Raw genomic sequence first — 23,888 nt, forward strand, 5'->3', positions numbered from 1 at the left:
GAAAACAGATGGCAAAAATATTGATTGTTGATGATAGTGCATATTATCGCAAACGTGGTGCAGAAATAGCAAAGATGGCAGGTTTTGAGTGTTATTTTGCTAAAAACGGCAAAGAGGCTATAGAAATGTTTTCTAAAGTAAAACCGGATGTAGTTACGATGGATATTTGTATGCCGGTATTGGATGGATTAGAAGCAACACGTATTATCCATGATTTATATCCTACAAAAGCGAAAATATTGATTTGTAGCAGCGTAGGTCATGTTCCTACATATAAAAGACAGGCTTTTAATAATGGAGCAGTCGGAGTTTTATCTAAGGAATATGATATTGATGATTTGGAAGATGCGTTATCAGAAATAGAGTTATTAAAATAAAAATTTATACGGGTGGGATAAGAAGTAACGTTCTATCCTGCCTTTCTTTTCGAGTGGATAAGCAAATAAATTAAATATTTATAATATTATCGTTATAATAAGAAAGAAGAAAAAATAAGGAGTGATACAATGGCGGAAACAATTTGTGCAATTTCGACCGCATTAGGAGAAGGTGCTATTGGTATTGTTAGATTAAGCGGAGATAAAGCGTTTGAAATAGCGGATAAATTTATAAAACTACCGAGAGAAAAAACTATTCAAGAAGTTTCAACACACACTATAAACTATGGTCATGTTATAGATCCTAAAACAAAAGAAAAAATAGAAGAAGTAATGGTTGTGAAAATGAAAGCTCCTCGCACTTTTACGACAGAAGATGTTGTAGAAATTAATTGTCACGGCGGTATTATTACAATACAGCGTATACTGGGATTATGTCTGGAATGTGGAGCAAGATTGGCTGAACCGGGGGAATTTACAAAAAGAGCTTTTTTAAATGGACGTATAGATTTAACGCAAGCTGAGGCAATAATAGATTTTATTAAAAGTAAAACAGAAGAAGCCGGTATGATTGCTAATAATCAAATGCAAGGGCGTTTATCAAATTTAATAAAAAAATTGAGAGCGGATATTTTGGATATATTGGCAGTAGTTGAAGTGAATATAGATTATCCTGAATATGATGATTTAGAGATAGAAACTACACAAACGATATTGGAAAAGTCAACAGCAATTAAAGTTCGTTTGGAAAAATTGTTAGAAACATCAAAACAAGGAAAAATTATAAAAGATGGAATAAATACCGCAATAATAGGTAGACCGAACGTAGGAAAAAGTTCTTTACTTAATAATTTATTACAGGAAAATAAAGCTATTGTTACTGATATAGCGGGGACAACACGAGATATACTCGAGGAGTATGTTAATATAAAAGGAGTTCCGATAAAATTGATTGATACGGCAGGTATCCGGGAAACAGATGATGTCGTAGAAAAAATAGGTGTAAAACGAAGCAGAGAAGCGTTAGAAAAAGCGGATTTAGTATTATTTTTACTTAACAGCAACGAAGACCTAACAACTGAAGATATAGAATTATTAAAATTGGCAGAAAAGAAAAAAACCATAATTATTTTAAATAAACTTGATTTAGAAACAAAAATTGACGTAGAAGAAGTGAAAAAATTATCGTACAACCACCCTATTATTGAAACTTCTATGACAACATATAGAGGAATAGAACTGCTTGAAAAAAATATTAAAGATATGTTTTTTAACGGCACAACAAAGCCGAAAGATGCCACCTATTTATCTAATACACGTCAAATAAATTTAATAAAAAAAGCGTTAGCCAGTTTAAATGAGGCGATCAGTGCAGCAAGCTCGGGACTTGAAGTTGATATGGTATTAATAGATTATACGGCTACATTCAATTTATTAGGTGAAGTTATAGGGGAAAATTCTGGTGATGAATTAATTAACGAACTGTTCAGTCGATTTTGTTTGGGAAAATAAAAGTTTCATATGAAACAAAAAAAAGAAAGAGAGAATGATTAATGAAATGTATTAGTTTTAATGTTAATGGATTGCGAGCAATCGTCCAGAAAAATTTTGAAGAAAATTTTAAAAAGTTGGATGCAGATTTTTTCTGTTTACAAGAAACAAAAATGCAAGAAGGACAATTAAATTTAGAGTTTGACGGCTATTATAGTTATTTTAACTATGCAGAAAGAAAAGGATATTCAGGAACGGCTATTTACACGAAACATAAACCTTTAAGGGTGACCTATGGGTTAGGTATTGATGAACACGATACGGAAGGACGGGTTATTACGCTGGAATATGAAAAATTTTTCTTTGTTACGGTTTATACACCTAATTCAGGTAGTGAACTGAAGCACCTTAATTATCGTATGGAATGGGAAAAAGATTTCAAAGATTATTTAATTAAGTTAAATACTAAAAAAGGTGTAGTGGTTTGTGGAGATTTAAATGTAGCGCATACAGAAATAGATTTAAAAAATCCAAAGTCTAATACAAAAAATGCAGGTTTTACACAAGAAGAACGTGGGAAATTTACAGAATTGTTAAATGCAGGCTTTATTGACACATTCAGATATTTTTATCCAAATTTAACAGGAGTATATTCATGGTGGAGTTATCGTTTTAATGCACGTAAAAATAATGCCGGGTGGAGAATTGATTATTTTCTTATCAGTAGAGAAATAGAATGTTATTTAGAATCTGCAAAAATTCATAACGATATATTTGGAAGTGATCATTGCCCTGTGGAATTAATTTTGAAAGAGGAAATATTGTAGTTATGTTGAGAAAAACCAAGTATAGCGATTTAGAAATAGTGGAGAAAATACTGGAAGACGGTAAAAAATTTCTAAAGGAGCAGAATATTAATCAATGGCAACACGGCTCTTTATCTATTGAAGATATTAAAAATGATATAAAAGAAAAAACAGCCTTTGTTTATGAATTAGAAAATAAAGTTGTAGCAACGTTAAAATTAGCAAATTATGATTTTGATTATGAAAAATCAACGCTTTGGTCAACATCTGAAAAGTATCTTGCACTCCATAGATTTGCAGTATTAAAATCTGCTCGTAAAAAAGGTGTTGCTAAACAAATTTTGTTTTCAATTATAGAATATGCTAAAAATAATAATATCAAAAGTATCAAAGTGGATACTCATAAAGATAATATTATAATGAGAAGATTTTTAACAAATTTTGGATTTAGAGAACTAGGAGAAATAACACTTTCAATAAAAAATAATTTAGATGATAAAAAAAGAATAGCCTATGAATTTAAGATAGAAAAAGCAATAATCAACTTATAAAAAATTATTAAGATAAATAGAAAATATAACATATTTTTTATATAATTTCTTACAAAATATTATTGCAGTTGCTTATATTCGGTGTGTTGTTAATCTGAAATTTAAATTTTTAAGTCGGCTATATTTATTTCGGGATAGAATTTTTTGAATACTTATATAAACATATAATATTAATTGTTTCATATAAAACATATACTAAAAAACGGTAAAAAAACAAGAATAATAGAATTTTAAAATAAATTTAAAAAGTTATTCTTGTTTTTTATTTTTTTAAAAATTTTAAAATATAGAAAAAATTATTTTTTTTCTGCATTTATAAAATCGTAAGAAGAATCTTCTGAAAATTTTTTAACAACGTAAGAACAAGTCGGTTTAATTTTTTTGTTTTGTGTTGAAATATCAGCAACCAAGGTGTCAAGTAGTTTTTTTGCAACACCTTGTCCACGTAAAGAGGAATCAACAAAAGTATGATCAGCTATAACTACATTAGGATCGTTAGTCTGTTTATAAGTAATTTCGGCAATAACACGACCGTTTTCGTCGTATTTAACAAAACCGTTCTCTGTTTTAATAAATTCCATAAAAAACCTCCTAAAAATTAATAAATAGTAATAATTTGTTATTTCTTTAAAACCTTTGATAATGTAATTATAACATAAAAACGTTTTAGATACTATTTTTTAGATTAATTTTATTATATTATTAAGGAATTAAAATTTAATAAAATTTTTATTAATAAATAAATGATTTTATTAAGAAAATATATTTTATAATAAATATTTAGATAAATTATTATCGTAAAAGTTATAAATAAAAATCCACCTTACAGCAAGAAGGTTTCAAAAAAATTTTAAAAAAAGGTGTTGACAAAAATAATAAACAGATGTACAATTAGTTTAAATTTAATAATGGACGTTGAGAGGATAAGTAAATTAATAGCGTAGCTAAAACAGAGAGTTTTCGGTTGGTGTGAGAAAACGTGGTGAAGGTTAATTGAAAATGGTCTTTTAGTTATCGTTATCTAATAGGTAATGACGGAAAGTGGCACGTTAAAGCACGCAGTATGATGGTACTGAATAAGGTATTAATCGCAAGGTTAATATAAATCGAAGTGGTAACGCGAATTAACAGTTCGCCTTCGTTGTCTTAGGGCAATGAGGGCGATTTTTTATTTATCTTAAAACGTCTATTATTAAGGTAAATGAACTTGAAAAGGAGGAATAATTATGACAAGAAAATTTAGTTTTGAAACATTACAATTACATGCAGGGCAAACGGTTGGGGACACAAAATCGCGAGCAGTTCCTATTTATCAAACAACATCATACGTATTCGACGATACGCAAGACGCAGAAGATTCGTTTGCATTACGAAAAAATGGAAATATTTATACAAGAATAACTAACCCTACTACGGCAGTTTTTGAGGAACGTGTTAATGCGTTAGAAGGGGGAGTTGGGGCGTTGGCGACTGCTTCGGGAATGGCTGCATTAACATATGTATTTTTAACTTTGGCACATGCCGGGCATCATATTGTGTCATCAAAAAATGTCTACGGCGGAACGTATAATTTATTAAAATTGACTTTGCCTCGTTATGGTGTAAATGCTACCTTTGTTGATCCTGATAATTTTGAAGAAATAGAACAAGCTATTACAGATGATACACGTGCATTGTTTGTCGAAACATTGGGAAATCCGTTAGCTAATATTGCGGATTTGGAAAAATGGGCGGAAATAGCACATCGTCATAATATTCCTCTTGTAGTAGATAATACATTTGCTACACCTTACTTAATTAATGTATTTAGTCATGGAGCGGATATAGTTGTTCACTCTGCAACTAAATTTATTGGTGGACACGGCACATCAATTGCCGGAGTAATTGTTGATAGCGGGAAATTTGATTGGGAAGCAAGCGGGAAATTTCCACAATTAGTAGAAGAAGATCCAAGTTATCATAATTTAAGTTATACACGTGATGTTGGAGAGGCGGCATTTATTACAAATGTAAGAACACAACTTCTACGTGATACAGGGGCAGCAATATCACCGTTTAATTCATTTTTATTATTACAAGGTTTGGAAACATTATCACTACGTGTTGAACGTCATATAGAAAATACAGAAAAAATAGTAGATTTCTTAGTAAATCATCCGAAAGTGGCTCATGTAAATTACCCGGGATTAAAAGATAGCAAATATTATGAATTAGCTAAAAAATATTTACCAAAAGGAAGTGGTTCAATCTTTTCGTTTGATGTTGTAGGTGGAGAGAAAGCCGCACGTAAGGTAATAGACAGTTTAGAAATTTTTTCCAATTTAGCAAATGTTGCAGATGCGAAAAGTTTGGTAGTACATCCGGCTTCGACTACGCACGGTCAACTTAGTCCTGAGGAATTAGCGTATACAGGGATAACACCTACACAAATTCGTTTGTCAATCGGTTTAGAAAATAGAGATGATTTAATAGAAGATTTACGGTTGGCATTAGAACAAATATAATCTTTTAGAGGTTTATGATGCTAAAGGTTAAAATTTTGGTAGAATATCTTATTAACAGTAATCTAATATACTACGTCTAAGGTAGCTTAATAAAGTCGATTTCTAAAGAAATCATAAGTTTTAAGTTGTTCTCCAATGTGGGTCAAGAACGTAATTTATAAAGTTTGTTAAAGGAAATTAATTCTCTCTATCTTGACCCACAAAAAATTCAATTTTCTCTTTTTAAATTATAAATAGTCTCTTCGGTAACGGAGAGATTATTTATTTTATAAAAATATATTAATTTAACAATTAATTAATTTTTTTTAATATTTTCCTGATTAACGGTTAAATTTAAGAATATAAAAATAAAAAAATAATCATTATATAAATATTTCTTCGTAGAGATAAATAATAAAAAATTAATTATATAAATAAAAAATACAATTATGGAAATATTAACTTTTGAGATTAATTTGTGGTATAATTTTGTAAAGTGATAGGTGATAAATAATAAGAGGTAAATAAATATGTATACAGTAATGATAGTGGAAGACGATGAAGTAATTTCTAACAGCATAGCACAATATTTAGAGAAATGGAATTTTACTACTTATGAAGTAAATAACTTTGAACAGGTATTGACGGAGTTTGTTGAGAAAAAACCTGATTTGGTATTAATGGATATAAATCTTCCTTATTTTGACGGGTATTATTGGTGTGAAGAAATACGTAATATCTCTAAAGTACCGGTAATGTTTATTTCTTCTGCAAGTGACGATATGAATATTGTAATGGCTATGACAATAGGGGCAGATGATTTTATAGAAAAACCGTTTAAACTTGTTGTTCTTAAAGCAAAAATAGAAGCGCTGTTAAGAAGAGTTTATAACTTTAATGCTAATACACAGTTAATAACCTATAAAGATGTTATTTTTGATATAAATAAAGACGAGGTTAAGTTTCAGGGAAAAACAGCACAGCTGACTAAAAATGAAAGTAGAATTTTAACCGTCTTATTAGAACATAGAGAACAAATTGTAAGTCGTGAATTGATAATGACAACACTGTGGCAGAGTGATCATTTTATTGATGAGAATACTTTATCGGTTAATGTTAATCGTTTGCGTGCAAAGTTAAAGTCAATCGGTGTTAATGATTTAATAATGACTAAAAAAGGAAAGGGATATTTAGTTTAATGAAAGTATTATATAGTTATTTAAAGAAAAATTTAAAAATATACCTACTTTTTTGTTCTTTTATTATAATCTTTTTTATAATGTTTTACCTGTATGATATTCCGAGAGAAGTTCTTTACTATAGCGGGTTATTGTGTTTTACTTTGGCTATAATCGTAAGTGTTTTTGATTTTAACAATTATAAAAGAAGTTTCAGTGCGTTGCATTTTTTAAAAGATAATCTTATTAATGATTTAGATAAATTGCCGATTAGTTTGGATATTAGGGTTCAGTATTATCAAAAAATAATTACAAGGTTATTTAATGAATTAGAAAAAACTATTGAAGAAAATCGTAAAAAACAAACGCAGTTAGTTGATTATTACAGTATGTGGGTACATCAGATTAAAACACCGATAGCGGCAATACATTTTATATTGGATAACAGTGAACATGATAATTATATGTTGGAACAAGAATTATTTAAAATAGAATGTTATGTTGAAATGGTGCTGACATATATAAGGCTTGGAAGTGAAAATACCGATTATGTATTTGAAAAAATTGAATTAAGTGAAATAACACGAGAAATATTAAAAAAATATGCCAGCTTATTTATCAACAAAAAATTAACTCTTAATTTTGTTCCACAAGAAACATTTGTAATAACAGATAAAAAATGGTTCAGTTTTGCATTGGAACAAATTATCAGTAATGCAATAAAATATACATCACGTGGCGGTACGGTGAAGATAACTTTGGAAGAAAATAAAATAACAATAACTGACAACGGTATAGGTATAAAAGAAGAAGATTTACCAAGGATATTTGAACAAGGATTTACAGGGTTTAACGGACGCTATGAGAAAAAATCAAGTGGTATAGGTTTATATTTGTGTAAAAAAATACTTGATAATCTTGAACACACGATAAAAATTACGTCAACAACAGGAATTGGAACAACGGTAGAAATAGGATTTTCTCAAAATTATAATTATAGAGAGTGAAAAGATACTTATAAGTAAAACATAACTTTATTTCGGTCAATTATATAAATAAAAATATACAAACCTTACGATTTTGTAAGGTTTATTTATATTTTGTAAGGAAATTCGATAGAACGAATGAAAACTTTGCTGTAAAATAATAATTGTAAAACACAATAAAGTATATCGAATAAATGATAAAGGAGTTATAAATATGTTATTAGAGGTAAATAATTTAAGAAAAGTATATGCAACTATATTAAGTACAAATAGTACGGAGGCGTTGAAAAATGTTAATTTTGCAGTAGATAAAGGAGAATATGTAGCAGTTATGGGAGAAAGCGGAAGTGGTAAGACTACATTACTTAACATTATCGCTACTTTTGATAAAGCTACATCCGGTAATATAAGGTTAAACGGAACAGATTTAAGTAAACTAAAAGATAAAGAATTGGCAAATTTTCGTCGCGAAAATTTGGGGTTTGTGTTTCAAGATTTTAATTTGTTGGATAATTTTTCTATAAAAGATAATATTTTACTACCGTTGGTATTAGAAAACAAAAATTATAAAGATATGGAAAAGAGATTAAATAATATAATAAAACCGCTTGGTATAGATAAATTGATTAATAAGTATCCTTATGAAGTATCGGGTGGACAAAAACAACGTGTTGCTGTAGCACGTGCCATTATCACCAATCCGGCATTAATATTGGCGGACGAACCTACCGGAGCGTTAGATTCAAAATCAACAGAGCAATTGTTGGAAGTATTTGATAAGTTAAACGAAGCCGGTCAAACTATTATTATGGTTACTCACTCTGTAAAAACAGCCAGTCGAGCAAAACGCGTACTTTTTATTAAAGATGGAGTTGTATTTCATGAGTTGCGTAGAGGAACGCAAAACCATAGTGAAATGTATCAGAAAATTAACGATACTTTAACATTAATGCAGGCAGGTGAGTAAAATGAGATTCTTTTATAGTAGATTTGCATGGAATAATATAGTTAAAAACAAACAGTTGGTATTACCATATATATTTGCATCAATTTTTACAATAGCATCGTTTTATATATTAGGCTCTATTGCTCTTGGTACAAGTTTAAATAAATTGGAACACGGTTCAGCTCAAACAAAACAAATTTTGTCGTTAGGTCTTATAGTAATAGCGATATTTTCAATGATTTTTCTTTTCTACACCTATAGCTTTTTGATTAAACGCCGTATTAAAGAATTTGGTCTTTATGCTGTGCTTGGAATGACTAAAAAGCAAATAGCCAAAATTTTAATGAGAGAGACAATATTTATCGGTCTTATCACATTAACGTTCGGTTTAGCATTTGGAATAATGTTCGGTAAAGTTACCTTATTGGCACTTTTAAAATTGTTTAGCAAAGGTGTGGTATTCGGATTTGATATACCGGTAATTGCCGTTGTTACGACGATTGGTTTGTTCGGAGGGATTTACTTTTTAATTTTATTGTATACTGTTATAAAAATATCACGTTTAAAAATAATAACTTTGTTAAAAGAAGGAAGTACGGGTGAAAAAGAACCTAAGGCACGATTTATTTTAACATTAATAGGAATCGGATTGGTAGGATATGGTTACTATACGGCACTTACTGCAGGAAATCCGATTGAAGCATTAACATCATTCTTTTATGCCGTTATGGCTGTAATATTGGGTACCTATCTGATATTTATGACGGTAAGCATTACTGTGTTAAAAATAATGAAAAATAATAAACGTTACTACTACAAACCGAAACATTTTATCAGTGTATCGGGATTATTGTATCGTATGAAACGTAATGCGGTAGGGCTTGCAAATATTTGTATCCTATCGACAATGGTTCTTGTTACGATGGGAGCTACCAGTACAATGTATGCAGGAGTAAACGAAGCATATGAAAATAGATATCCAAGAGATATAAGTGTTGGGGTGAAACATAGTAATAAAGAAATAGCAAGTGAAGTACAAAAAGAAATTGATAAAATTTTGAAAAAACATAACGTAAAAAAATCTGATGAAGTATTCTATAATACCTTAATGACGGCAGGAGAAATGGAAGACGGAAAAATAACAGCTCCGGAAAACAATAAAATAAGCAATTTGGTAATTGTTATTGTAAGCACATTAAGCGATTATAATAAAATGAATGGTGAAAATAAAACGTTAAAACCTGACGAAGTGCTACTTTATCTTGACAAAAAGGCAAAATATCAACATAGTGATATACAAATTCTAAACGAGAAGTTTAAGGTAAAAGAAAAACTGAATCAAATAACAGGAGAAATCGGGCATACAGAAGCAAATATTATGCCAACTTATTATATTGTTGTAAAAGATGAAAGTATTAGGACAAAAATAGCTGAGAAATTAATGGTCACTGAAAGTGCTGAAAAAAGTAAATCTGATGAAATGCTGACAACAAACATAATGTTTAATATAAAAAATCCGAATAAAGAAGCAGAAATAGTAAAAGATATTAATAATTTAAATAAAAAATATGAAGTTTTTTCAGAGTCAAAATATGAAAATAAAGATGAATTTAAAGCAATGTTCGCATCATTTCTATTTATCGGAATTTTTATCAGTTTGATTTTTATAGTTTCACAAGTGGTAATAATGTATTATAAACAAATATCTGAAGGGTATGAAGATAAAAATAAATTTTCAATAATGAGAAAAGTCGGTTTAACAGAAAAACAAATAAAACAATCAATTCGTTCGCAAGTATTATTGATTTTCTTTGCACCATTAGTCATAGCGACAATACATACAGCGGTAGCTTTTCCATTTATTGAAAAAATAATGAATTTGTTTTTATTGAAAAAGACAACAGCTTTCTTAATAGGAATGTCGGGTGCAGTAGGAGTATTTACCTTATTTTATCTGATAGTCTATGTTTTAACATCACGTGTCTATTATAGAATTATAAAGGATTAAAAAAGAAGTTGATTTAAAAGATAAAAAACCGAGATTTTGAAAATGATATTTTCTTAATCTTGGTTTTTAACTGTTTAAAATAGAAAACAATTAATTAACTCTATAAAAATTAGGTGGGATAATTTTATTGTATATTATCTTTTATTTTTTATAATTTCAAGTAATTGCTTTGCATCTTTGTAGTTTAAGAAGTATTTTTTTCTTAGTTCAGCAATATTTATGGCATCATCTTGGCTAAAATTTATAACTTTTTCCAATTCTTTTTTATATTGTCTATCTTGCAATCTTGTTAAGGCTTCTTTACTAATTTCATCTCTTTTTTTCTTTTTATCACGAAGAGTAGTGATAATTCCGTAGAGAGCTAAGAAACCGAACAACACATAAAATGTATTAAGATTCATGGTTATACCCCTTTAAATTTATTAGATTAATTCTATTATATAGTGTTTATTGCCACAAAGCAATATATTTAAAAAGAATTAGTATCAATTTCTTAGTGTAGAGTTTTATATTAACTGTTTAACATTTTTTATAAGTTGTCGTTACTCTTATTAAAATTGTTTTAAAAATTATTTACGATTTAAAGGGATACTAAATTAATTTAAAAACATCGTTTAAATTTTCAGCCATTGCAGGATGGGTAAATACTTGGTTTTTAATATAGGTATAAGGAATATTATTATCCATTGCCAGTTTAATAAGGTTAATTATTTCCTCAGAGTTTTTACTAAATAATGTAGCACCTAGGATTAAATTTGTATCTTTGTCAACAATTACTTTGTAAATTCCACGTTGATCTTGATTAACTGCACCGCGCGGCATATTTGCTACATGTAGACTGGCAACGGCGATATTTTTATACAATTTGCGTGCTTGATTTTCATTAAGACCTACACGTGATAAGGTAGGGGTAATGAATACTGAGTAAGGTATATTTTCACGATTTAGACGTGTATATTCTTTATTACCATGTAGATAATTATTTACTATTCTAAAATCATCCAGTGATACATAAGTAAACTGTAAGCCGCCATTTACATCGCCAACAGCAAAAATATTTTCTACATTAGTGCGACAAAATTCATCAACTACAATAGAGCCGTTAGCCGCTAGTTTGATGTCGGTATTTTCTAAGCCTAAATCTTCGGTGTTAGCACGGCGTCCGGTCGCATGAAGTAGGGCATCAAATTCCAAGTTTCCATATTTTTCAGTATCAACAATTACTTTATTACCGTTGTTGCGAATTTCTTTAGTAGCAGTTCCAAGTTTAAATTCTACCCCTTGTTCTTTGAGATATTTTTGAGCAAGTATTGAAATATCAGTATCTTCACGACCTAAAACAGTCGGTGAAAAGTCTATAAGTGTCACTTTAACACCTAATTTAGAATAAAGATTGGAAAATTCTAAACCAATGTTACCTCCACCTAAAATTCCTAATGTTTTCGGAGGTGTTTTTAACTTTTGAAGTTCGGTACTATCATAAACATTTTTAGATGTTGTTAAACCGGGAATATTCAAAGTATTATTTTTAGCACCGGTATTAATAACGATAACTTCACCTTCCAGTTGTTTAGTTTCGCCGTTTTCGAAAATTTCTATCACTTTATTGGAGATAAATTTTGCTTTTGCAGTATAAATATCAATATTAGGATTATTATTTAACATTGCAAAGTTTTTAGCGTTTAATTTTGAAACGACTTTGTCACGTGTAGCTTTTGCTTCGGCATAACTTTTTTTATTTTCAGCTGCGACAATTAAAGTTTTTGTCGGAATACAGCCGATATTAATACAAGTTCCTCCATACATTTTACTATTTTCTTCAACAACGGCTACTTTTTTTCCTTCTTTTGCTAATGTGGTTGCTAAGGTCTTTCCGGCTTTCCCAAAGCCGATTACTAATAAATCATATTTTACCATAATTAACTCCTTAAAATTTTAATAATTTATTTCAAATAACTTTTATAAAATATAATACACTCTTTTACCGAACGGTACAACTTTTTTGCTTAGAGTTTAATTCAAAATTAGAAGTTATTTTTGTAAAACATATCTTTTTGCTGTAATAAAATGGTTGTATAATAAATACGGGGCATGAAAAAAAATCCATACCCCGTATTGTTTTTTAATATACAAAAAGACAAATATCCAATATAATTAAAGTGCAAAAAAAAATAAACTATGAAAGGATATCTGTCATGAATAATTTTAACACAAAAACAAAAGAAATAAAAGAGGGAGAATTCATTAAAAACCTACTACAAATAAAAGATAAAAATATAACTATTGAGAAAACACATAACGAAACTATAAAAAATAATCAAAAGTACTTTGTATTCAAAGGTACCTTAACATATAAACCCAAGAAGTGTGAATGCTGTGGTTGTCTTAATAAAGGTTATACTGTAGTTAAAAACGGCTTTAATGAACTTACTAGAATTAATCTATTAAAAATATCAGGTATCCCTGCTTATTTGGAACTAAGAAAGCAACGTTTCAAGTGTAAAACTTGTAATAAAAAATTTGTAGCTACTACTTCTTTTGTAGATAAATACTGTAGTATTTCTAAAAATGTTAAGTTTTCTATAATGAGTGATTTAGCTGATACTTTATCTTTTAAACAAATAGCCAAAATGAATAATGTATCGGTTAATACTGTTATAAGAACTCTTTATAAATGTAAATCCCATGTAGACATTCTTAACTATAATACCTTACCTGAGTATTTATGCTTTGATGAGTTAAAGTTTACTAAAGATAGTAAAAATGGTATGAGTTTTATTTTTTTAGATGCTTTAACTCATGAGATTATTGATATAGTTGATGGTAGAACTGAGTATATTTTAAATAATTATTTTTCCAGATTTTCTAAAGAGGCTAGAAGTAATGTTAAGGCTATTTGTATTGATATTTATACTCCTTATATGAAGTTGATTAGAAATAAGTTTCCTAATGCTGAAATTGTTATAGATAGGTTTCATATTATTCAAAATGTTAATAGAGAACTTAATAGAACTAGAGTTAAGCTAATGAATATTTACAAAAAACAAAAAGGTATTAATTATACTCTTTTAAAAAATAATTGGAAGTTAATATTAGAAGATGAAAGTAATGTTACTCATGGTAGGTTTTTCTTTAATAGGAGTTTTAGGAGTTTAGTTACTAGACGTGATATTTTAGATTATTTATTAGGATTAGATTGTATATTTAAGGCTAGCTATGAGAGAGTTCAGGATATTAGATATGCAATAAGGTATAGAAATGAGTTGGAGTTTAAAGAATTAATTGAAAAATCTACTATCGATTTATCTGATGGTGTTAGTAAGGCTATTAATACTATGAGAAAAGATAAAGAGTATATGCTTAATAGTGTTAGGTATTCTATTTCTAATGGTTCTTTGGAGGGTATTAATAATAAGATAAAGGTTTTAAAGAGAGTTTCTTATGGTTATAATAGCTTTTATAACTTTAGATTACGCATTTTAGTTGTTTCTAGGTTATTTGTTTCTGAGTATAAAAATAATATTTCTTTTAAGGGCGTTTTGAAAAATGCCAAGCAACACTGCATTGCTTAGCATTTTATCCTTATTTTTTCTCATGCCCCGTATTTGACACAGAGCCAATAAAATTAAAGTGTAAATTTATTGAAAAAATATATACAAAAAAAAAGACCAAGTGTAACTTAGTCTTTTCGGTAATACTTAATTATTTTACATCTAGAACTTGTCTGCCTTTATACATACCGGTTTTTTTATCAACACGGTGACCCATTACATAGTTACCGCTTGTTTTATCGATAGAAATTGATGGTGCAGATAGTTTTTTATGAGTTCTTCTTTTTCTTTTAGCTGTTTTTGATGTTCTTCTAAAAGGAACTGCCATAGTTAATTTCCTCCAATTATTATAAAAATCACATACTTACTGTTCTTTAAATAATCCGTTAAGTGCAGCAAATGGAGATTCTTTTTTTTTCGCAAGATCCACTAAAGTATCTTCAGAAAGCAGTTTCCAATCTTTGCCGGAAACCAACTCCATTTGTTCATCAGCTGATGAGGTAATCGGAATATTTAAAATTATAAGTTCATGTACTAAAGGTTTCAAATCAATATACATATCCATAAGATTTACATCAATTATGTCATTTCCAATTAATGATTTATCAATGTACTCTTCTTTTTCAAGAATTTCAAACGGCAATTCAACACTATTTAGTGTTCTACCGGAAATCATTTCGAAAACTCCAATAATTTTTAAATCGGCGTATATTTTATCTTTACCGCCTCTAGTTAAAGTTCCACTAACAATAACATCTTTAATATTTTTTAAAGAGGCATTATAGTGATTTACGTTAATATTAATTTTCTCTTCAAAAGTAAAAGTATTACTATTATTTTTGAATAAAGAAGATCTTAACCATTTCATTAAATATCACCCCATAAACACAATATTTATTATATATCTTTTAAAATTAGCTGTCAAGTTTTTTTATTGAACCTAAGTAATAAAAAACCTCACTTTAATAATTAAAAGTGAGGTTCGGGTTTATTTATGAATATCCTAAATTTAATTTAACCTAATAACAAGAATAAGTAATGTGCAACTATCCCTGCTGCTATACCACCGATTGTATGTGAAACAATCGCTTTTGATGACAGTTTTCTTACACCTAAGGCATCCATCATTCCTATATGAGTGCTTAAATATCCACTCCAACACATTCCCATCGCTGTGAAAACAGCAATATCATTAGGTCCAATAAGTCCTCCTTTAAGAAATTCGGGTACTAATGATATTGCGCCACCAACAGCACCTAATGCTGTGATTGGGAACGCTATTGCTTCTGCTGATTTGAAACCGAATAACGGTTCTAAAATAAATGTTAATTTTTCTCCTAACCAAGGTAAGAAACCAACACCTTCATAAGCAGCACCGGTATATCCGTTAGCCGGCATTTTAAAAGTTAGCATCATAACAAATGTACAAACTATTAAAACACCCGGTATTATAGCCATACCCATTTCTACACCGGTTTTACCTCCTTCTAAAATGGTATCCAGTACACGTTGGAACATATTACCGTCACGAATAATTCGGACTTTATTAGGGTCTTCTTCACCATCTTTAACTTCAATCGCAGGTTCGTAAGCCTTATCACCAAAAAATTTTTTCGTTTGTCTTAACATTAAACGAACACTAATAATACTACCGATAATAGCTCCTACATTACCGATTAGTGCGGCTTTAACAAAACCTGTACCTTGTCCCATCATAAACATAGTAACAATAAGCCCCATACCAAAAGCGGTTCCTAAATTACATAATGCCGGAACTTGATACTTTTTGAAAAATGATATAAAACGAGTATCTTTAGCGAAAGGGATAATAGCCGGATTATCTGATAAATAAGTCGCAACTGCTCCTGTTACACTCGCACCGGGCATTCCCCAAAGTGGTTTCATAAGTGGTGCGAAAATTTTATTAATAAGTGCTATTGCACCAAATTCTGATAATAATGCACTGATAGCCCCAGCAATGACCGCCATCGCCATTATGAAAAATACTGTATTAAGTAGCAAGTCGTGGGCGGTTGCCATCATTGTTTTAAACATTAAAGGAGTTCCCATCTTACGTGCCATAAGTCCGAAGATTAATAAAAACACGATAAGAAAAACAAATGTTTCAATACTGATTGCCTTTTTTACAATACTTTTACTCTTTTTTTTCCTGTCTGCATCCATATAAATCAACCTTTCTTTAATTATTTAATTTTTAAAAACTATTGTTTATTGCTAAGTTTATATTAACTTTTGTTATACTACAACTCTGTACTTATATTATATCACAATAAAATATTTTTTCAACTACCCTCTAGTGTTCTCTTAAATCAACACCTTAATATTTTACGATTTTAATTTCTTTATTTTTATAATTTTTGTGAAAAAAACTTATCATAACTTGAAAATAATATAAAAAAAATTTATCCATAACTTAAAGTTATTCTATTTAAGAGATAATTAGTAATTGCTTAAGGGTAATTTCGCCCTAGTACAGTATTTAATACAGTTTTAAACAGCTGTATCTTTTCGTTAATTGAAATTTTTTGTCTTTGTCCAAAAAACATTGACCATCTATCTTCAACACTTAAATTTTTTTTGTAATATTAATGAAAAGAAAAATTTAAAAATACCTCTTAATCATTGTACTCTTATTTTTATAATATATATTACATTACTTAAAAATAATTTCTATAATTTTTAGTATCATATTTTATAATAAAATTTGCTAACTGAGAGATACATTCAACTAAAATTTTTAAAATTATGTGAGATTTTGTAGTGGGGTTAACTTTTATCTAAGTTTTAATAATTTTCTTAATCTAAAAAATATAAAACCAATTCAAAACTTGTATTTTCATTATAAATTGATTTTATCAAGTTATTACATACAGTCCACTAAATTTTGAAAAATCTTTATAATAATTTCAAACTATTATAAAGACTGAACAATTCTTTTGTTTTTGAATATTGTAACAAAATAGACCAAGTTAAATGAAAACCTTAGAAAAAAGCAGAAAAACTAACCGGTATAGTTAATTTTTCTGCTTTTTTTAAAATTTGTATATTTTATTGTTTAATAGCTAATGATTAAATATAGCTTTTTGTAGTTAAATAATTTCCACTTCTTTTTTATACTGCTCTTTAATATTTTCGTCCAGTATGTTATCAGTTATTATCGCTGTTAAGTCTTTTAAGCGATAAAAAGAATAGAAAGCATGAGTGGAAAATTTACTGTGGTCTGCCAAAACATAGCGTTCAGTCGCATTGTTTAGTATAGTGTCATTGCAACGCCCTTCTTCTTCGTCGGAAATTGTAACTTTTTCCAAATCAATACCGTTCACTCCTACAAATGCTTTGTTGACACTTATTTTGCTGAGGGCATCTTGTGTAAAATAACCTACAAAACCTTTTGTTTTGGGGCGATACCTTCCGCCAATAAAAATCAAATCACATGAATTATTATCTTTAAATTGCTCAAAAACTGTAATGGAGTTGGTTACTATGTTAATGCTTTTATCTTGTAAAAACTCCGCTAAGTAACTCGTTGTACTCCCTGCCCCTATAAAAATTGTTTCATTATTTTTTATAATATCCGCTACTTTTTTAGCAATTTGTTTTTTTTCTTCAACATTTATCAGAATTTTTTTGTTGTAGTTATCTTCCTGATAAAAATTTTTGGGTTTTAATTTTGCTCCACCGTGGATACGAGTTAAATGACCATAATCTTCCAGTTCTTGTAAATCACGCCTTATAGTCATCTCCGTAACCTTCATATCATAAGCGAGTTTACTGACTCTGACTAAGTGTTTTTTCTTTAATTCTTCCAGTATATAAGCATGTCTATCCATTTTCATCATATAACACCTCTAAAGAATTATTTTTGGGATATTTCCACAACCCTTGTCTGCAATAATTTATCGTGCAATAATGTAATATCGGCTTGTTTTTCAAATAATTTTTTATATAAACCATGTGCTAAAATAACGGGTACGCATATCCAACCTAGTACAATTTTAATTAAAAATTCTCTTATAATATATTTTGAAAATTCTACTTTTTGGTTATTTGTCGGAACCATACGAATTTTTAGTAATTTTTTCCCAATAGTTTGCCCTTGCCATTTGTTTGGTAAATAACCGAACAACAGTAAAGCGTAGACAACAATCGCCAACATCATATACATTGCATTTCTTTCATTTTCAGCCCCACCTGCTTGGCGTAAATTTAATGTTGTAAAATGAAATAACGCTGCTATCGGCACGTAAGTTAATAAATCTATTGCATAAGCGATAACTCTTTTTCCACTTTTAGCATTTTCGTTTACTATATCCGGAAAATTTTTTACTAAAGATCTTGTTGCTTCTGTGGAAAAAGTCGGCTTTACATTTCTATCATTATAGCTGTATGAACTATTTTTCTTTATTTTTTTTACCATCGCTAACCTCTAATCCAAGTTAACATTGTGGTATACTTGTTGAACATCGTCACAGTCATCAAGCATATCCAACATGCGTTCAAATTTTACCCTGTCTTCTTCGGTTAATGTTACTTCATTTTGTGGAATCATAGAAATTTCAGCTACTTCAAATTCTTCTATTCCGGCAGATTTTAATGCTTCTTGAATTTCGTGGAAGTTTTCAGGCTCTCCGTAAACGAGTGCCAATCCTTCTTCTTCAACGATATCACGTGCATCAATATCCGCTTCCATCAAGATTTCTAACAATTCATCAGCACTTTTATCTGCGACACCGATAACAGCCGTATTGTCAAACATATAATTCACAGAACCAGTCACACCCAAATTACCGCCATTTTTTCCTAAAGCTGTACGAACTTCCGCCGCAGTACGATTAACATTATTGGTAAGCGTATCAATAATAATCATTGTCCCGCTTATGCCAAATCCTTCATAACGCAGTTCATCGTAGTTTTCCTCACTGCCGCCTTTAGCCTTTTCTATAGCTCGGTCAATAATGTTTTTAGGAACACGATAAGTTTTAGCACGCTCCAAAACAACTTTTAAGTTTCTGTTGCTTTCGGGATCCGGCTCACCACTTTTTGCGGCTTGGTAAATCTCCCTTCCGAACTTCGCATAAATTTTACTGGTATTCGCATCCTTTGCCGCTTTTTTTTCCTTAATGTTATTCCATTTACGACCCATAATAATTCTCTCTTTCTATTATTTTAAATTTTCTTAGTAGATTATAGTTTTTTTATAATCACATTGTATTTTATCTTATAAACATTCTCAAACATCATCGTTAAATAAAAATTTCATACTAAACAACACTAAAAATATTAAATCTAATATTGATGTAAAACAATGTTATATACCTCTCTATATTACAATATTTATTATAGTTTTTCAACACTTTAATTATTGTTTATTTGAACAAAATCGCAACCCTAAACTAAATTTTAAAATTTATAATCTTTTTATTTAAAGTATTGTAATAATCTTTTTTATGTCAGCCTTTAAAAATTTATCTTTTTATTAAATTCTAATTTAATAGATTGTCCCCTTTGTTAGTATTGCTTGCTTGTTGTATTTTATGATATAATTAAATAGCCATATTATATATTAATAGGGGGCGTTATGTCTTATACAAGAGATTATATTTTAGAAAAAATTTTAGAAAAATTACCTAAAATTAAAATTTATGAACGTAAGTTGAAGGAAAAAAGTATTTTTATTTTAGATTATAATGGGCATAAGGCTAAGGTTGATATTGATAATTTTGTTAAACGATTAAATAATGATAAAACAAAAATTAGTGATAAAAAATTTGAAGAGTTTCTTTATCATCTTGAGCAGAATTTTATCTCTCAAAACAAAATTACTCAAAATGAATTAGTCAAAGAAGATAGTTTTAAAAAAATATATCCCGTTATCAGATCTACCGGTTTTAATAAAGATAATAAGGTAGATTTGATTAAATTCAGTCATACCAATGAAACGGCTATATACTTAGCTTATGATTTTGATACAGGATATAAATTATTAGACAAAGACATACTGAAACAGCTAAATACAAATAAAAAAACCTTACTGGAAATTGCAGAAAGTAATTTGGAGAAATTACCGTTAAAATTCAATACGGACATTGTAGCAGGCAATACATTTTATTTTTTAAATGCTAAAGACGGTTATGACGGCGCCAGAATTCTTGATAAAAAAGTTCTTAATTATTTTTATGATAAAATTGGCGGTGAATATTATTTGGGATTGCCTCATCAGGATGTTCTCGTTATAGCTGACATAAAAAATAAAAAAGGGTTGGAGATTTTGCAAAAAATGATGATTCATTTTTTTACCGAAGGGTTGGTTCCTATTACAACAATTACTTTTAAATATGACGGCAGCAATATCGAAAGTTTGTTTATATTTATAGAATAAAAGAAATAATTTAGGAGATTGTGTTATGTTATTTTTTTACAATAAAAAAATGTTAGGTGAAACGCTATTAATCACTATTAAAAATGAAGACAGAGTTACTTTTGAAAATAAAAAGAATATTACACTGATTAGAGATAAGGATAATATCCTTGTCGGTTTAAATATTTTTAACGTTGAAAATTTAAAATTATCCGGAGAAGGAAGTATTGATCTTACTGACGAACAAAAAGAAAAACTTCAAGCTAGCCTTGAAAAAAACGGTATTAAAATTGATTCGGAAGGAAATAATGATGATTATTTTGTCGTTGGAGAGGTTCTTACAAAAGAAAAACATCCCGACGCCGATAAATTATCAGTAACTACGGTAAAAGTTTCAGATACTGAAGTATTGCAAATTGTCTGTGGTGCACCTAATGTTGATGTGGGACAAAAAGTTGTAGTTTCCCTAATCGGTGCTATGTTACCGAGCGGATTATTGATTAAAAAATCTAAACTTCGTGGTGTCGAATCTGACGGTATGCTTTGTTCTCGTAGGGAATTGGGACTTTCTTATGAAGAAGGGGTAAAAGGTATCTTAATTTTGGATAAAAATACGGAAGTAGGAACTCGTTTTAAGGACTTAAATCTAAAATAAAACTGTAGATAAGGAGGAGCAATATTATGGTAAACTGGAAAAAATGGTTTTCAGAAGAAGATGAAGACACTGTTTTTGAAGAAAAAAAGGTAAAAGAGGATAACGAATTTGATATAGAGTTTGCTGATGACGAGGGAGAAATTTTTTCTAAAAATTACGATACATCATCTGACAAAGACGCCGGTGAAGATGATCTTTATTTAGAAGATTATGAAGTTTTAGAAGATAATGAAGATGACCATATTCGTGCTGAGAAGAAAGTCGGTTTTTTTGATAAATTAAAAAATCTATTCAGTACAAAAGATCAGGTCGGTTATGATGATGAAGATGAAACTTTACTAGAAGAATTTGACGATATTAAAAAAGACGAAAAGACGGAAGATTATAAAACTTATTTAGAACGTCAGAAAAAAGAAACTACGCAATCGGATAATGATATACAGACCGAAGAAGATGACGTTCAAGAACAAGGCGGCTTTTTAAACAGTTTGAAAAAGTTAAAGGATAAACTTTTTGCTGTTTCTGATAAAGATATTGAAAAAGAAGAGTTGGATACTATCCTTGATGATTTTGAAGAAGAAAATAATAAAGCGAAAGATGTAGAACAGGAAACTTTCGAAGAAGAATTTGAAACAGTCCAAAAAGACGTTGATAATAGCGAAGTAATACCGGAACATTTCAATGAATCTGAAAAAACAGATACTCAAAATTTAAACTCGACATTGAGAAAACTTGGAGTTGATGATGTTGAAATAAAAGATGTTGATATTTTTGCTGATAAAACTGAAAGAAGAACACATCCTACACTTGCAGCTGTGAGAACTAAACGACTTAAACAAGATCATCAAATGGATAATTTAAGTAACGATTTGATTCTTGAAAAAGACAGCAAAGAGTTTAAAGAAAATATCACCCCTAAAATAACAAATACCGTTGAAGACAGCTATTCTGAACAAATAAAACGTAATTCTAAACATCAGGAAGAACGCAATCAACTGAACTCGGATTTTAATACAATTGCCAGAAAAGAAGACAGAGTTACTTCGGACATACCTTTAACAAAAAAAGAAGACGATAAGTTGGAGAAAATCTTCTCCGATATTAAAGAAAAAGAAGAAAAAACAAAAGAAAAACTGGTAGAAGATATTGACGTAAGAGAGTTGGAATCTATAGAAGATCGTCGTGAAAAATTAAAATATACAAGTGTTGATGATGTATTGGAAGGCTCAGAGGATTTGTTTGAAGATGATATTGATCGTACCAGCAAAAAAACTATTGGTGAAAATTTTGAAAAAGAAAATCAGCTGCCTACTGAAGATGTAATGAATTTTAGAAAAGATGTTTACCAAAAAAATGAAGAAGAACCGGAAAAAACTGAACTGGATAATTTAATTATTAGTGAAAACATAGATTTGGCTAATAAGAAAACAAAAACTCTTTCAGAAATTGAAAAATTAAATTCTAATTTAGCAGAATTGAAAAAAGAAAATACGGTTGAAGTAAGTGATACTAAAAAACAAATTTCAGATGAAGAACTTATTCAAAGGGCTGCTCATATAGAAGATATTGAAATCGAAGATTATGATGAAATAAAAAATTCTTCTAAAGATATTTTAGCGGATTATAGCGATTATCATTTGGACGAAGATGAAATAAAAGAACTTCAAAAACAAAATAAAATTGAAACTTACGCCGATGATATGGATATTGACAGTCTAACACGTGAAGTGGCACCGAGTGTGAAGAGTGTTAATCTAAACAACGATATTGATAAATTTGTTGAGGAAAAAACAATGCCGGCGAAAGTAAAAGTTTCTACAGCTGAACAAACCGAAACGGTAGAACAAACCGAGGATAAGGAAAATAAAGAGGAGGATATTGAACGTGGTATTGAATATACCGAAAAACTTTACAGTAATGAAGTGGATGATTATTTTAAAAAATCTAAAGGTTATACTTTAGGGGAATATAAAACTGTAGATAGAGGCTATAGACCTGTTAGTAAGGAAAAAATCGAAAATAATCAAAAAATACTGGAGGCTATTTTTGAAAAATATTCTTCTAATAATCTGACACCTTCAAAAAAATCGGTGACCGCTACAATAATGGAAACAAATACTATTACTCCTAAGGCTCCGGTAGGAAAATTTAAACCTACACCTGTCTATTCTTCTGTGTATGGATCAGGTCCTAGAAATATTGTTAATAGTAATTCTACCAAAAAAACGACAAAATCCAAATTATCTCAAAAAAAAGAAGAAAAATCAAAATTAACGGATGCGAATCTTTATAAAGAAATTGCTTCTCAAGAAGAAACTGTTTGGAATATCGGATCAGCAAAGCGTGTTCCAAAAAATAAAGTAAAAAACAAAAAAACAAAAAAATAACTTTTCCAATTTTAAGTGATTGACCTGAAAACCGGGAATCTAATGAATTGTACGGATACGACTTAAAAATCAATTTCTAATGAAATTACG

At 29.3% G+C, this 23,888-nt stretch carries 22 protein-coding genes; 13 read left to right on the forward strand and 9 right to left on the reverse strand.

Annotated elements, in window-relative coordinates:
• Window positions 1-8: 8 nt before the first annotated feature.
• The 4 genes from AXE85_RS00755 to AXE85_RS00770 all read left to right on the forward strand — a co-directional run bounded on the left by AXE85_RS00755 (window position 9) and on the right by AXE85_RS00770 (window position 3,225).
• Window positions 9-377, forward strand: a complete 369-nt coding sequence (locus tag AXE85_RS00755) for a response regulator (protein ID WP_062172088.1) — start codon at window positions 9-11, stop codon at window positions 375-377.
• Between the two features lie 129 nt (window positions 378-506).
• Window positions 507-1,889, forward strand: a complete 1,383-nt coding sequence (gene mnmE, locus AXE85_RS00760) for a tRNA uridine-5-carboxymethylaminomethyl(34) synthesis GTPase MnmE (protein WP_062172090.1) — start codon at window positions 507-509, stop codon at window positions 1,887-1,889.
• A gap of 41 nt (window positions 1,890-1,930) precedes the next feature.
• Window positions 1,931-2,695: an exodeoxyribonuclease III gene (locus tag AXE85_RS00765; RefSeq protein ID WP_062172092.1), complete on the forward strand. Its 765-nt coding sequence runs from the start codon at window positions 1,931-1,933 to the stop codon at window positions 2,693-2,695.
• A gap of 2 nt (window positions 2,696-2,697) precedes the next feature.
• The gene (locus tag AXE85_RS00770) at window positions 2,698-3,225 is read left to right on the forward strand and encodes a GNAT family N-acetyltransferase (RefSeq protein WP_062172094.1); all 528 of its coding nucleotides are present in this window, start codon (window positions 2,698-2,700) and stop codon (window positions 3,223-3,225) included.
• Between the two features lie 296 nt (window positions 3,226-3,521).
• Here the strand turns inward: AXE85_RS00770 and AXE85_RS00775 are convergent, their stop codons facing one another.
• On the reverse strand, window positions 3,522-3,806 hold the full coding sequence (locus AXE85_RS00775; RefSeq protein ID WP_062172096.1) for a GNAT family N-acetyltransferase: 285 nt from the start codon (window positions 3,804-3,806) through the stop codon (window positions 3,522-3,524).
• A gap of 645 nt (window positions 3,807-4,451) precedes the next feature.
• Between AXE85_RS00775 and AXE85_RS00780 the strand changes: the two genes are divergently transcribed.
• The 5 genes from AXE85_RS00780 to AXE85_RS00800 all read left to right on the forward strand — a co-directional run bounded on the left by AXE85_RS00780 (window position 4,452) and on the right by AXE85_RS00800 (window position 10,826).
• On the forward strand, window positions 4,452-5,729 hold the full coding sequence (locus AXE85_RS00780) for an O-acetylhomoserine aminocarboxypropyltransferase/cysteine synthase family protein (protein WP_062172098.1): 1,278 nt from the start codon (window positions 4,452-4,454) through the stop codon (window positions 5,727-5,729).
• 509 nt (window positions 5,730-6,238) lie between these two features.
• Window positions 6,239-6,907, forward strand: a complete 669-nt coding sequence (locus tag AXE85_RS00785; RefSeq protein ID WP_062172100.1) for a response regulator transcription factor — start codon at window positions 6,239-6,241, stop codon at window positions 6,905-6,907.
• Window positions 6,907-7,893, forward strand: coding sequence for a sensor histidine kinase (locus tag AXE85_RS00790; RefSeq protein ID WP_062172102.1), 987 nt, complete (start codon window positions 6,907-6,909; stop codon window positions 7,891-7,893). The genes AXE85_RS00785 and AXE85_RS00790 overlap by 1 nt, the downstream gene beginning before the upstream one ends.
• A 193-nt stretch (window positions 7,894-8,086) precedes the next feature.
• Window positions 8,087-8,839, forward strand: coding sequence for an ABC transporter ATP-binding protein (locus AXE85_RS00795; protein ID WP_062172104.1), 753 nt, complete (start codon window positions 8,087-8,089; stop codon window positions 8,837-8,839).
• A 1-nt stretch (window position 8,840) separates the two neighbouring features.
• Complete coding sequence (locus AXE85_RS00800; RefSeq protein WP_062172105.1) at window positions 8,841-10,826, forward strand: ABC transporter permease; 1,986 nt, start codon at window positions 8,841-8,843, stop codon at window positions 10,824-10,826.
• 134 nt (window positions 10,827-10,960) lie between these two features.
• Here AXE85_RS00800 and AXE85_RS00805 read toward each other — a convergent pair whose 3' ends face one another.
• Together AXE85_RS00805 and AXE85_RS00810 are read right to left on the reverse strand one after the other, a co-directional pair.
• Window positions 10,961-11,227, reverse strand: a complete 267-nt coding sequence (locus AXE85_RS00805; RefSeq protein WP_062172106.1) for a hypothetical protein — start codon at window positions 11,225-11,227, stop codon at window positions 10,961-10,963.
• Window positions 11,228-11,417: 190 nt separating this feature from the next.
• Window positions 11,418-12,743, reverse strand: a complete 1,326-nt coding sequence (locus tag AXE85_RS00810) for an FAD-containing oxidoreductase (protein ID WP_062172107.1) — start codon at window positions 12,741-12,743, stop codon at window positions 11,418-11,420.
• A gap of 278 nt (window positions 12,744-13,021) precedes the next feature.
• On the opposite strand from AXE85_RS00810, the gene AXE85_RS00815 reads away from it, so the two are divergent.
• Window positions 13,022-14,398 carry an ISL3 family transposase gene (locus AXE85_RS00815; protein ID WP_062171995.1) on the forward strand — a complete coding sequence of 459 codons (1,377 nt, stop codon included), beginning with the start codon at window positions 13,022-13,024 and terminating at the stop codon, window positions 14,396-14,398.
• Window positions 14,399-14,528: 130 nt separating this feature from the next.
• Here AXE85_RS00815 and rpmF read toward each other — a convergent pair whose 3' ends face one another.
• The 6 genes from rpmF to AXE85_RS00845 form a co-directional block, all read right to left on the reverse strand.
• The gene (rpmF, locus tag AXE85_RS00820; RefSeq protein WP_021753442.1) at window positions 14,529-14,705 is read right to left on the reverse strand and encodes a 50S ribosomal protein L32; all 177 of its coding nucleotides are present in this window, start codon (window positions 14,703-14,705) and stop codon (window positions 14,529-14,531) included.
• A 36-nt stretch (window positions 14,706-14,741) separates the two neighbouring features.
• Window positions 14,742-15,245 carry a YceD family protein gene (locus AXE85_RS00825; RefSeq protein ID WP_062172108.1) on the reverse strand — a complete coding sequence of 168 codons (504 nt, stop codon included), beginning with the start codon at window positions 15,243-15,245 and terminating at the stop codon, window positions 14,742-14,744.
• 146 nt (window positions 15,246-15,391) lie between these two features.
• Window positions 15,392-16,561 carry a CD0519/CD1768 family membrane protein gene (locus tag AXE85_RS00830; RefSeq protein WP_062172110.1) on the reverse strand — a complete coding sequence of 390 codons (1,170 nt, stop codon included), beginning with the start codon at window positions 16,559-16,561 and terminating at the stop codon, window positions 15,392-15,394.
• 926 nt (window positions 16,562-17,487) lie between these two features.
• The gene (locus tag AXE85_RS00835) at window positions 17,488-18,237 is read right to left on the reverse strand and encodes a DeoR/GlpR family DNA-binding transcription regulator (RefSeq protein ID WP_082729108.1); all 750 of its coding nucleotides are present in this window, start codon (window positions 18,235-18,237) and stop codon (window positions 17,488-17,490) included.
• Between the two features lie 17 nt (window positions 18,238-18,254).
• Window positions 18,255-18,815, reverse strand: a complete 561-nt coding sequence (locus AXE85_RS00840; protein ID WP_062172114.1) for an RDD family protein — start codon at window positions 18,813-18,815, stop codon at window positions 18,255-18,257.
• A gap of 9 nt (window positions 18,816-18,824) precedes the next feature.
• Complete coding sequence (locus AXE85_RS00845) at window positions 18,825-19,541, reverse strand: YebC/PmpR family DNA-binding transcriptional regulator (RefSeq protein WP_021753449.1); 717 nt, start codon at window positions 19,539-19,541, stop codon at window positions 18,825-18,827.
• Between the two features lie 435 nt (window positions 19,542-19,976).
• Between AXE85_RS00845 and AXE85_RS00850 the strand changes: the two genes are divergently transcribed.
• From AXE85_RS00850 to AXE85_RS00860, 3 genes are read left to right on the forward strand one after another with little or no spacing between them, the layout of a single operon-like run.
• Window positions 19,977-20,777 carry a DUF1444 family protein gene (locus tag AXE85_RS00850; protein WP_062172116.1) on the forward strand — a complete coding sequence of 267 codons (801 nt, stop codon included), beginning with the start codon at window positions 19,977-19,979 and terminating at the stop codon, window positions 20,775-20,777.
• Between the two features lie 25 nt (window positions 20,778-20,802).
• Entirely contained in the window at window positions 20,803-21,411 is a 609-nt protein-coding gene (gene ytpR / locus AXE85_RS00855; protein WP_062172118.1) for a YtpR family tRNA-binding protein, read from the forward strand.
• A gap of 26 nt (window positions 21,412-21,437) precedes the next feature.
• Window positions 21,438-23,798 (forward strand): V-type ATP synthase subunit I domain-containing protein, encoded by a 2,361-nt coding sequence (locus AXE85_RS00860; RefSeq protein ID WP_062172120.1) that lies wholly within the window; start codon window positions 21,438-21,440, stop codon window positions 23,796-23,798.
• Window positions 23,799-23,888: the final 90 nt, after the last annotated feature.

This window comes from Gemella sp. oral taxon 928, assembly GCF_001553915.1.
Classification (GTDB): domain Bacteria; phylum Bacillota; class Bacilli; order Staphylococcales; family Gemellaceae; genus Gemella; species Gemella massiliensis.

Coding starts and splice junctions, on each gene's coding strand:
- ytpR (WP_062172118.1), top strand. CDS start 20,803: ATGTTATTTTTTTACAATAAAAAAATGTTAGGTGAAACGCTATTAATC.
- AXE85_RS00785 (WP_062172100.1), top strand. CDS start 6,239: ATGTATACAGTAATGATAGTGGAAGACGATGAAGTAATTTCTAACAGC.
- AXE85_RS00830 (WP_062172110.1), bottom strand. CDS start 16,561: ATGGATGCAGACAGGAAAAAAAAGAGTAAAAGTATTGTAAAAAAGGCA.
- AXE85_RS00770 (WP_062172094.1), top strand. CDS start 2,698: ATGTTGAGAAAAACCAAGTATAGCGATTTAGAAATAGTGGAGAAAATA.
- AXE85_RS00805 (WP_062172106.1), bottom strand. CDS start 11,227: ATGAATCTTAATACATTTTATGTGTTGTTCGGTTTCTTAGCTCTCTAC.
- AXE85_RS00800 (WP_062172105.1), top strand. CDS start 8,841: ATGAGATTCTTTTATAGTAGATTTGCATGGAATAATATAGTTAAAAAC.
- AXE85_RS00840 (WP_062172114.1), bottom strand. CDS start 18,815: ATGGTAAAAAAAATAAAGAAAAATAGTTCATACAGCTATAATGATAGA.
- AXE85_RS00825 (WP_062172108.1), bottom strand. CDS start 15,245: ATGAAATGGTTAAGATCTTCTTTATTCAAAAATAATAGTAATACTTTT.
- AXE85_RS00775 (WP_062172096.1), bottom strand. CDS start 3,806: ATGGAATTTATTAAAACAGAGAACGGTTTTGTTAAATACGACGAAAAC.
- AXE85_RS00795 (WP_062172104.1), top strand. CDS start 8,087: ATGTTATTAGAGGTAAATAATTTAAGAAAAGTATATGCAACTATATTA.
- AXE85_RS00845 (WP_021753449.1), bottom strand. CDS start 19,541: ATGGGTCGTAAATGGAATAACATTAAGGAAAAAAAAGCGGCAAAGGAT.
- mnmE (WP_062172090.1), top strand. CDS start 507: ATGGCGGAAACAATTTGTGCAATTTCGACCGCATTAGGAGAAGGTGCT.
- AXE85_RS00835 (WP_082729108.1), bottom strand. CDS start 18,237: ATGATGAAAATGGATAGACATGCTTATATACTGGAAGAATTAAAGAAA.
- AXE85_RS00780 (WP_062172098.1), top strand. CDS start 4,452: ATGACAAGAAAATTTAGTTTTGAAACATTACAATTACATGCAGGGCAA.
- AXE85_RS00850 (WP_062172116.1), top strand. CDS start 19,977: ATGTCTTATACAAGAGATTATATTTTAGAAAAAATTTTAGAAAAATTA.
- AXE85_RS00755 (WP_062172088.1), top strand. CDS start 9: ATGGCAAAAATATTGATTGTTGATGATAGTGCATATTATCGCAAACGT.
- rpmF (WP_021753442.1), bottom strand. CDS start 14,705: ATGGCAGTTCCTTTTAGAAGAACATCAAAAACAGCTAAAAGAAAAAGA.
- AXE85_RS00810 (WP_062172107.1), bottom strand. CDS start 12,743: ATGGTAAAATATGATTTATTAGTAATCGGCTTTGGGAAAGCCGGAAAG.
- AXE85_RS00815 (WP_062171995.1), top strand. CDS start 13,022: ATGAATAATTTTAACACAAAAACAAAAGAAATAAAAGAGGGAGAATTC.
- AXE85_RS00765 (WP_062172092.1), top strand. CDS start 1,931: ATGAAATGTATTAGTTTTAATGTTAATGGATTGCGAGCAATCGTCCAG.
- AXE85_RS00860 (WP_062172120.1), top strand. CDS start 21,438: ATGGTAAACTGGAAAAAATGGTTTTCAGAAGAAGATGAAGACACTGTT.
- AXE85_RS00790 (WP_062172102.1), top strand. CDS start 6,907: ATGAAAGTATTATATAGTTATTTAAAGAAAAATTTAAAAATATACCTA.